General features: G+C 34.8%; 7 protein-coding genes and 2 pseudogenes. 4 read left to right on the forward strand and 5 right to left on the reverse strand.

Annotation, left to right across the window (positions count from 1 at the left end; translation table 11 throughout):
• Positions 1–112, reverse strand: a 112-nt coding sequence (locus CDZ78_RS17750; protein WP_174664596.1) for a transposase, incomplete at its 3' end; no start/stop codon positions are given.
• Positions 113–247: 135 nt separating this feature from the next.
• Between CDZ78_RS17750 and CDZ78_RS22325 the strand changes: the two genes are divergently transcribed.
• The 3 genes from CDZ78_RS22325 to CDZ78_RS17760 are packed head-to-tail and all read left to right on the forward strand — an operon-like array spanning position 248 to position 4783.
• A complete protein-coding gene (locus CDZ78_RS22325) occupies positions 248–412 on the forward strand; it encodes a hypothetical protein (RefSeq protein ID WP_167374387.1) in 165 nt (54 codons plus the stop codon).
• Positions 409–2934 carry a DUF8727 domain-containing protein gene (locus CDZ78_RS17755; protein WP_087871172.1) on the forward strand — a complete coding sequence of 842 codons (2526 nt, stop codon included), beginning with the start codon at positions 409–411 and terminating at the stop codon, positions 2932–2934. Before CDZ78_RS22325 ends, CDZ78_RS17755 begins: the two co-directional genes overlap by 4 nt.
• Positions 2935–2947: 13 nt before the next feature.
• Positions 2948–4783 carry a DUF2357 domain-containing protein gene (locus CDZ78_RS17760; RefSeq protein WP_087871173.1) on the forward strand — a complete coding sequence of 612 codons (1836 nt, stop codon included), beginning with the start codon at positions 2948–2950 and terminating at the stop codon, positions 4781–4783.
• 150 nt (positions 4784–4933) lie between these two features.
• Here the strand turns inward: CDZ78_RS17760 and CDZ78_RS23360 are convergent.
• The 4 genes and pseudogenes from CDZ78_RS23360 to CDZ78_RS23895 form a co-directional block, all read right to left on the reverse strand.
• A pseudogene (locus tag CDZ78_RS23360) lies at positions 4934–5065 on the reverse strand (transposase); the annotation flags it as partial.
• Positions 5066–5394: 329 nt separating this feature from the next.
• The gene (locus CDZ78_RS17770; RefSeq protein ID WP_087871175.1) at positions 5395–6090 is read right to left on the reverse strand and encodes a hypothetical protein; all 696 of its coding nucleotides are present in this window, start codon (positions 6088–6090) and stop codon (positions 5395–5397) included.
• Positions 6091–6106: 16 nt separating this feature from the next.
• Positions 6107–7198 carry a ComEC/Rec2 family competence protein gene (locus tag CDZ78_RS17775; RefSeq protein WP_087871176.1) on the reverse strand — a complete coding sequence of 364 codons (1092 nt, stop codon included), beginning with the start codon at positions 7196–7198 and terminating at the stop codon, positions 6107–6109.
• Between the two features lie 62 nt (positions 7199–7260).
• Positions 7261–7386 carry a hypothetical protein gene (locus CDZ78_RS23895; protein WP_263459152.1) on the reverse strand — a complete coding sequence of 42 codons (126 nt, stop codon included), beginning with the start codon at positions 7384–7386 and terminating at the stop codon, positions 7261–7263.
• A gap of 72 nt (positions 7387–7458) precedes the next feature.
• On the opposite strand from CDZ78_RS23895, the pseudogene CDZ78_RS24575 reads away from it, so the two are divergent.
• Positions 7459–7557 (forward strand): annotated as a pseudogene (locus CDZ78_RS24575) (IS30 family transposase); the annotation flags it as partial.
• Between the last annotated feature and the right edge of the window lie 323 nt (positions 7558–7880).

Here is a 7880-nt window from a genome sequence, read left to right on the forward strand (position 1 = left end):
AAACATACCGTCCAAGATCTCCTTTTAAAATTTTATAACGATACTTTGGCACAAAGACAATATGGTACTGGCAAAACCAGACCACATGTGATAATTTTTGAAATCTGCTCATTTGTTTCTCCTAGTTAAATTGCGGGAACAACTTAACTAATTGATACTCTTGAGCAGACCTTTACGCAAAGCTTTTTTACCCCCGCCCACAGGGCGCGGTTATCTAAGTTGTAATATAAGGAAGAATTACGGCAGTATGGAAAATTATAAATTAAGTAAAGAAGCTGAAAAAGATCTGATAAGAATTCACCAATATGGCGTTATTAAGTATGGAGAAGCACTGGCAGATCAACATTACTTTGCACTCCCTGTTTTTATAGGGCTGCAAGATAAAAAATTAATCTCTGGAAAAAATAAATGAGTAATGAAATAGAAGGGTGTGAACTGATTGTTAAAATAAATCATGTCTCAAATAACCCGAATGCTGGGACTGTTGATATTTTATTTGTATCCTACGATAACGGTAAGAAGATAGAATTACCATCAAGAGAAGAGTTTCCGACGCAAGGCATTTTTATTAGTACTGGTTTTGAGGATGTGAGTGCTCAATTTAAAGAAGGAGAACTGTTTCGCCTACAAAAATGGACTCGGGATAATGATTATGATGATAAACGCCCTGGCGACCATAATCATTGGGCTAAGGGGGGAGATGTTAAAAATATAGACCCTCTTTCTTTTATTCCTATCTTTGATGGAAAATTACCCTCCATTTCTACAGGGGAAGTTGATATTAACGGGTTGCCTGTTAATAAACCTTTTTTTATCCGAGATAAGCAAGAAATTTATGGACCTTTTACTGCAAATGCACGTCAAGCAGACGAAGCAATAAAGGCGAGTCCTTTTTCACAAACAGTGCTTACTATTCAAAATAATTATATCTTAAAGATTAGCGAAGCAACGCTAGAATCTGCCTCAGCTATTGCGACAACGCCTAATCAACGTCAACAATATATTAAATCTTTGCGGATGCTACCAGGTATTCCAGCAGAAAATAAAGAAGAAGTTGATTTTATTTCGGATGTGAAACTGGTTGATTATTTTTCTAGGCTTAAAATTGGTAAAAAAAGGATTGTAACTAAAAAGGAAACAGACAAGTTAAAATCCGGTGTTTCAGATGCAATTAAAGCGAGGAATCTTAATAAAGAGGATACGCGTGTTATTAGGCTTACGGGTATTTTAGATAACTATCTCACTGAAGCTGACTTCGGTAGTGAGATAGTTAATGAGTATTTTATAAGTAATTCAGGGAAGAGTTTTTTAAAAGATTACTTAGAAAAAAATAAAGGGGTAAATGCGACATCTGCTTCAGAATCAACAGAAACCAAGCAGGAAATTGATGCGCAAGAACAATTACGACAGTTAAAAAGTCAAGTTCAGGCTCAACAATACCGGGTTGAAAAAGCTAAAATAGATGCGAGTAAAAGAGTTGAAGCCGCAAAGGATCAAGCTGATAGTGAAATAGCTGAGATTCAAAAAAAATCTAAAGAAGAGCTTGAAAAAGAAAAACAGGAGGCTCTAGGTGAACTACAACTCAATATTATTGAGTTGGAAAATAAAAGAAATAGTATAAAAAAAGAGAATGATAACTTTTATATAGAAAATGATAAAATTAAAGATCTTCAAGGTTTAGAAAAAAGGGCTACGTATTTAGATGAGCATGTCAAGCAATTAGAGCAGTCTGTTCAGGCTCAGGAAGAGGCTTTAAGTAGCCCAAAAATTGGGGCGAAACTTTCTGAATTCGATGCAGTTTTAGGAGTTCTTCAAGGGCGCTCACTAGATCAAGATAAAGAAAATTACCCCTTTAATGATGCGCCAAAGGTTACTACGATAATTCCAGATCAAGCTGACCAATATATTCAAACTTTAGTTGAGTCTTTTGATGAGGAAGACCATGCAATTACTTTTGAAGAGGTAGCAAATTTATTAATTAATATTCAACAGTCTTTTTTAACAGTACTTGCTGGTTTACCAGGTACAGGTAAAACCTCTTCTATTATGCGGCTAAGTACTGCGCAGAATCTATGCCCTAAAGAGAGTAGTAGTTCTGATTGCTTCTTAAATGTACCTGTCGCTAGAGGCTGGGTTTCATCACGTGACTTTGTTGGCTTTAATAACTCTTTAAAGGGGGTATTTCAGCCCGCAAAAACAGGAGTTTATCAATTCTTAAGGCAAGGTGAGCAAGCGGAATCAGATCAGTTTTTGCGCATGATTTTATTAGATGAAGCGAACTTAAGTCCGATTGAACATTATTGGTCCGAATTTCTAGCTATGTGTGATAAAGAAGGTCGTAACCGTGGCTTAGATACAGGGATTTCTGGTAAAAAACGTTATCTTGATGTTGCTAAAAATATTCGCTTCATAGCAACGATAAATAATGATAATACGACTGAGCCATTATCAGCACGCTTATGTGATCGTGTTCCAGTTATTTCAATGGGTTCCTCTTCAATTGAAAGCTCAAGAGAGCAAATTGCCTCACTATCACTTGATGGGGCTATTGATTATTCCTTATTAGAAAAATGGTTTGGTATTTCTGAGGATAGTGAGTTCTCTACGCCATCTCTTATTGAAACATTTTGTGAAAAAATGCAAATAAAGGAGTCTGAGTTAGGTGCAGAAATACATATTAGCCCACGAAAAAAGAATGCGATGACGGCATATTGTGAGAAAGCAGAAAAGCATACCGGCTCTATAATTGCTGTTGACTTTGCTTTATCGCAACATGCATTACCGTTAATCAATGGTCATGGTAAGGACTTCAGAAGGCGTCTAGAGGGTCTAGAATCGTGGGCTAAAAGTAACAACTTAATGCGTACTTCTAATTTACTACAAGATATATTAAAAGCGGGTGAAATGTATGTAGATAGCTATAGCTTTTTTTAAAAAAGGACTCCCTATGGAACTTATTATTAACGTTTTGACAGGAAAGAGAAAGAAGCAAGAGGTTGTTTTACAGCCTGAAAGGGGTGATAAAAAAACTAAGGCCTTACCTTACTTATTAGAAACAGAAGCTATATCATTAAAGTTAGAGTCTAAAGAACCGTATTCAACGGTTATTTTACTAATGGATGATAGTGAGTATTTATTTCACGAATCTGCTATGAATGCAGATTTTTTTCATTATAAGTTAATGCCAAAATCCATAGCTAATGGACACTATCAGTCATTATTCTTTAATTATTTTGGTGTTGCCAACATTACTTTAAAGTTGGTAACGGTAAGTGGTGAAACTCAATTCATTTCTTTTGGTAATATAGAAATATTAGCTCGTAAATTAACAACTGAACAAGCGACGTCCATGATCGATTTTATCCTTCAAGAAAGTGGAGGTGACTTATATAGCTGTTTAAGTGCGACACGAATGACTGCAGACTACAATGAGGGTGGGAGCACTCCGCAGTTTGTTCTTAATAAGTTGTTAAAAACCATTAAAACACTAGAAAACATCTTACCGTCAGTTATTAATCGCCCTATTACACGTGTTTCGAGTGAAACGCGTATGCAAAATGGTTACCAAGTTAGCAGTATTGATGAGCAGGGTTTAGCGTGGTTAAATGAAAATATATCGGTACTTGAAGAAACAGATGATAGCGAGCGAGCACACCTGCACTATGATAATACTTATTATTTAGCCCGAGAGATACAAACACCTGTCATTATTGAGCACACAGATATAAATGAGAATAGAGCAATTTATGGTTTTTTGCTGGAGCTAAAACGCATTGTTAATAAGTTAGAGGTAGAGTCCCCTGCCCAGCCTAAAAATCAAGTTAATCAACATGAAGAGGGATTTCGAAGTTTTTATTCAGTAATGGGGCGCAGGTTATCTAAAGCAAATGGAGTGGAAATACTTCAACTAATTGAATGTAAGAAAAGAATTTCGCATTTAATTTATTTCTTTAATAAATATATTCCTGTTTCTTTTCCTAGTAAGGGCCTTCCCGTATTAACACAGAAAGCAAAAGCTAACCGATTTTATACCACGATCTTTAGAAGTATGGTGGAGTGGTATCAGTTTAATAAAATTGATTGGAGGGGGCAAGAGATGCTATTTTCAATCAAGAGCATTCCTAAGTTATTTGAGTATTATACGGTTTTAAAAGTACGTGCAGACCTTAAATTAATTTGTGAAATAAATAATAGTCCTCAAATTAATTCAAATAGTATTTTTCAAGCATCTTACCGAGAAACCCTAGTTGAACTGTATTATGAGCCGAATTACTGGATGGTCGGACATAATAATGCATTGGGTGAAAAATATTACAATACGGAAATAAGGAAGTTTGAACAAACTACAAGCGGGAAAGGATTTAAGCCATCAAGCCATCAAGATAGAAGAAGATCTCCTGATATTGTTATTGAGTTAACACCTCCCAAAGGGGATAGCCTCTTATTAGTTTTAGATGCAAAGTACTCTAAAATGAAAACAGCTTACGAGGAAAGATTACCTGAATGCATCGTGAAATATGTTCATGGCATACATGGTGAGCATGGTAGTTCGCCAGTTAAAGCAATGATTTTAATAAGCCCTACACAAGAAAGCATAGCGACACTTGCTGATATGCATGCGCCTCCTTATGGACTATTTGATGATAAACCTGTTATTCCAGTCTTAGGAGTTCAGGGCGTGCAGTTAAATAATGAATCAATAGAAAGTGGTGAGTTTACTTTACGACATACACTTGAGAATTTATTAAACCTGAATTCAAGTCATAAGTGCATAACCCAATAAATTTTTCATATCTATCCCAGTCAGCTCTTCAAATACCTCATAAGGTGTTTTGTAATTGAGACACTTTTTGGGGTGCTATAAAAACGTACATGAACGGTGTAACTTAGGCGCCCGCTATCGTTGGGCTATTGAGGATAGCAATCATACTGAAAGTGCATAAATGCTTTGATAAACATACCGTCCAAGATCTCCTTTTAAAATTTTATAACGATACTTTGGCACAAAGACAATATGGTACTGGCAAAACTAGACCACATGTGATAATTTTTGGAATCTGCTCATTTGTTTCTCCTAGTTAAATTGCGGGAACAACTTAACTAATTGATACTCTTGAGCAGACCTTTACGCAAAGCTTTTTTTACCCCCGCCCACAGGGCGCGGTTATCTAAGTTGTAATATAGAGCACAATAAGGTGATCTATGAGGAAGAAGTTTTGCATGCTATAAAGACACATGAATATTGCAAGGTTCATGCGTCAGGGCTGAAGAAAACCCAGTTATTGAAACAGTAAAAACAGAAATAAAAAAGAGGTTATTCCTAAAGTAATTGAACAACCAAAAGAAGCTAAAAAAAAAGGAGAATGATAAAAATGGACAATTTGACTTATATGATTAATATTCTCTATATATTATTTTAGCATAATTATTTCCGTAAAAATTAACTATTACTTTACTAAAAATAATAAATAATAAATATATAATAAGTGTGGATATGCTTATATAAACAGCTAGATTACTTTCAAAATAAAATTTAAAAAATATAATATTAAATATAGAAAATAAAGCACCTAATACAGATCCACCTATGGTATTTCTCATTGCGCCATACTCAATATTATGTTGAACTAAAAAAGCATTTTTTCTTAACTTCTTTCTTATTAGTGCCATTGTTTCTACAATTTTTCTTCTTGCTTCATTTTCATCTAAAATTTCTTTTTTACTAGATAAAAGCTTTATTCCAAAATCAGATAATACTTTATTATGTATTCGTTTTTTAAAAGAAGAACTATATTTTGTATTCTGAAAAAGTAAATAATTAGTAGTAGGCATATACATTTCATCTTTAAAATAAATTTTTTCAAAAATATTTTTAGAAATAAACCTTCCTGCTTCAGATAAATAATATAAACAAATTAAAAACATAGAAATATTAGAGACAAATTTTGCAAACAAAACATTATCCATAAATTTATAAAGCTCCTCACTTATATAAAAATTATTAAATATCATTATTGGAATAATGATTGAAAAAAATGCAGGAATTATTCTTGCTTTTAATGAATATTTATCAAACTTCATAAATTTCATTATTATAAATAATTTATCAGTCCCAAGATTCTACTACATCAGAAAATGGAATATCTTTAGCTGTTGTCCACCCTGAACGAGCTGGTGTATTGTGATGATTACATATAGTACTTCCTTTAGTTGGTGTGACTTTTGCCCCTCGTCTTATAAAAGCATTTACAACCATTTCTTTAGGGTGTTTACTTGCTTCCTTCCCTACAGATACAAAAGCTGATTTTTTTGGAGATGTTTCTTTTGGACGTATTTCCCCAACAATTTTATTAAGAACTTCTGGAGATACATTATGTCTTCCTCCATGATGTGGAATTTGATAAAAATTACAATTAGGTAAATCTTGACCATAAATATCAGTATATTCTGAGGCATGAGACAACCCTCGTATACCAGCATCACCACATAAGAAAATACCTTGGCTATCTATGTTTGCATATAGTACAGCACTACTTTCATTATCAGCAGATGTTTCAACATCATCTCGTAAAGTTTCAATATCCCAAGATTCTTGAACACAACAAATATCTTTATGAAGTGGATCCAAGGTTTTAGATACAAATGATTCTTCAGTAATATCTTTTGCTTCAGGTGTTTTTGTAAACTCAGGAATAAGAGTATGCAAATACCAATCTTTTGAGGGTGATAAAACAGTAAATTCTCCTATTTCACTGCCCTGATATGGTTCACATATTTTTATTCCTTTTTTTACTGCTATTTCTTCTAAAGCCCAAGAATAAGGCACTTTATCTTTAAACCTTTGAACAAGACTATTTTCAGTTATTCTCTCATCCTTAAAATGATGGAGAACTTCACCAGCATGAGCCCAAGGGCGATGTATCCACAGTTCACCTACATTTAGGTTTTCCATTACAACAGACAACCCCGATGCATGATCTTGATCAGGGTGTGAATTTACTACAAAATCAACATAATCCGTTTCATAATATCTTTTTATATGTTCAACAAGTTTTTTTCCAGATTCCTTAGTACCTCCATCATACACCATCACTTTCCATTCAATACCATCACCATAACGGATAGCAATAGCATCTCCACTTGTATCACCATTACCAACGGGTAAAAAATCAATTTCATATTGTGTAGGAGTATCCATATTTTTTATAAGTTACTAAGATAATTTATATGATATGAGGGCTTTATCTAATTTTTAAAGCCTTACCTTCTTTCTAATTCTGCCTGTTTTTTCTGAACAACATCAAACATAAGCCCTAGCACATCTTTTTTAAAATCTTCTTTATCAGAAAAATCTTTATATAAATCAGTCTTAGATTCAACTAACAAGTGCAATTCATTTTTAAGAGACTGAGAGGGCCATCTGATGTATAAGTTCAGGCTTTTTCAATCCGACCAAAGATGAGGAAGCATATGAATCAATACAAGCAACTGACCGAAGGACAACGATACCAGATTTCAGCCTTATTGAAAGTAGAAACACTTCAAAAAGACATCGCCCTAATTCTTGCGGGGAGTCGCTATTTTTGCGAAAGCTTGTTTTGGGCATCCCAGCCCAAGCAAGCGGCAAAAACTTAACGCGACCGCTAATGCCTTCGGCGCCCCAGACGTCCTGCGTACGTGCCACTTCGCCACTACCATCGTAAACTCGGTGCTGGCTTCGTAACACTCCCTCAAATGACTGGACGGCGTTTCGGAATGCCTTTTATTTTGTCTCCACCTACGCTAGCGCTACGATTCCGACAAAACAACGGCCCTACGCCTTCTGGGGACTACCAGCCCTCGCGTTCGCTCTCCATGGCTGGCAGCGGTTGAGGTACCTA

Origin of the sequence: Bathymodiolus platifrons methanotrophic gill symbiont (assembly GCF_002189065.1) — a bacterium.
Classification (GTDB): Bacteria; Pseudomonadota; Gammaproteobacteria; order Methylococcales; family Methylomonadaceae; genus Methyloprofundus.

Coding starts and splice junctions, on each gene's coding strand:
- CDZ78_RS22325 (WP_167374387.1), top strand. CDS start 248: ATGGAAAATTATAAATTAAGTAAAGAAGCTGAAAAAGATCTGATAAGA.
- CDZ78_RS17755 (WP_087871172.1), top strand. CDS start 409: ATGAGTAATGAAATAGAAGGGTGTGAACTGATTGTTAAAATAAATCAT.
- CDZ78_RS17760 (WP_087871173.1), top strand. CDS start 2,948: ATGGAACTTATTATTAACGTTTTGACAGGAAAGAGAAAGAAGCAAGAG.
- CDZ78_RS17770 (WP_087871175.1), bottom strand. CDS start 6,090: ATGAAATTTATGAAGTTTGATAAATATTCATTAAAAGCAAGAATAATT.
- CDZ78_RS17775 (WP_087871176.1), bottom strand. CDS start 7,198: ATGGATACTCCTACACAATATGAAATTGATTTTTTACCCGTTGGTAAT.